Origin of the sequence: Vibrio sp. 1159 (genome assembly GCF_033340395.1) — a bacterium.
GTDB lineage: Bacteria > Pseudomonadota > Gammaproteobacteria > Enterobacterales > Vibrionaceae > Vibrio > Vibrio alginolyticus.
On record NZ_JAWOWL010000091.1, the window covers coordinates 1 to 1,592 of the forward strand.

Annotated in this window: 3 pseudogenes; all 3 read left to right on the forward strand. The window is 48.3% G+C overall.

Features of this window, described 5'->3' with window-relative positions:
- Window positions 1-180, forward strand: a pseudogene (locus R7127_RS26075) (chromosome partitioning protein ParA); the annotation flags it as partial.
- Window positions 181-182: 2 nt separating this feature from the next.
- Window positions 183-755, forward strand: a pseudogene (locus R7127_RS26080) (sigma-70 family RNA polymerase sigma factor).
- 3 nt (window positions 756-758) lie between these two features.
- Window positions 759-1,592, forward strand: a pseudogene (locus R7127_RS26085) (hypothetical protein); the annotation flags it as partial.

A 1,592-nucleotide genomic window follows, 5' to 3' on the forward strand; every position in this document is an offset into this window, starting at 1 on the left:
TGGTCAACCACTCCAGCAGAAATCAACTACACCACTTGGGAATACTTACCGGCGGGAGCCAACTGGGAGCAAGGCATTTTGTATCGCTACCAACAGAACGTTAGTCGTAACCGAGATGGTTCTGATCATATTGAAACGCATACGATTTCTGAATTTGTCAAAGTGAGCGAGGAGGTATAACCATGGCAACGACTTCAGCCCTAACCCACATTATTCAGCAGTGGCAGTCTGGTAATAAACAAGCCGAAAGCGAGCTGTAACAATTCGCCTATTTGCAACTGCGTAAAATCGCCCAACAAGAACGTGAGCGCAACGCCGAAAAATACGGCACCGACAACATGGTATTGGCAGACAGCGTCAACAGCACCACCGCATTGATTCATGATGCTTACCTAAAGATGTCAAACTGCGACATGAGTGAAATCGCCACCAAGCGTGATTTTTTCTTAATGGCAGCTAAAGTCATGCGCCAAATATTGATCGACAACGCTCGCTCACACCAAGCGCAAAAACGCCAACACATCACATTGATGAAGGACGAAGAAGACCGCTTTGAGCAGTTGATCATCATGGACAAAGCCTTAGATAGCTTTAGCACACGCTACCCACGTCAATCGAGCGCTTTAAAACTCAAATACTTGATGGGCATGAAGAACCAGGAGATCAGCGAACTGCTAGAGTGCAGCGCAAGCCTGATCGAAAAAGACCTCAAGTTCTCACGCAGCTGGCTGCAATCAAGAATGGCACACGCATAAATCATGACCAAGAAACTGTGGATTATCGGCGCGATCGGCGCCGGTTTATTGGGTGTTTACTTGTTAAGTGACGAGAGCAACATGGCGTCTGCGGCCAGCTCTTTAAACAGCGCTCCTGTCGATAAAAGAAAAAGCCAACATCACTATGGTGAACGTACGTCGTTAATTGAGGTGAAGCAGGCGCTCACAACATCGGCGTTGGATGGCTCGAGCTCTCTCGATTTAGATGCAGTGCTTAATGCCACCCCATTCGATCAACAAAACGTCGCCGAGAACCCTTTTGATCCGTTTGATGGTTACTACCCTTACGATCTGACGGCGGTGACACCACAACCCAAGGTTGATGCGGCGAACAACAGCAAACCCATCATCAATCTATCGGTCGAACAGCAACTGCAAACCATCATTTATGGTTGGGAGCTAACGCAGAACAAGCCGATCAGCAATTCGTTAAGTCTGAACCAATTGTTTGAAGACCCCGATGGTGACCTGCTCACAACTCGGATCTGGTTAGAAAACGCCAATGGTCTTCAGGTGCTCAACCAAGGCCAAATCGTTGTACAAGGTGCGCCAGAAGAAATCGACCAAACCACTTACTTAGCCGTGGCAGCTCGTGACAATCATCATGGTGAAGAAGATTACGCCTGGGTCACGACCCGTTTTGAATTGCCAGTCGTTAAAGAAGAGCAAAACAACACCGACCATCCTTTGGTCGGTGACATTGTGTATCGCCTCGAAACCACACAAAACCTTGGCGGTATCGCGTACGCGTATGAAGTGGTGTATTGCGAGGCCTTTCAGTTTGAGGGGGGCGAAGTAAGTTATGCCGCCTCACAC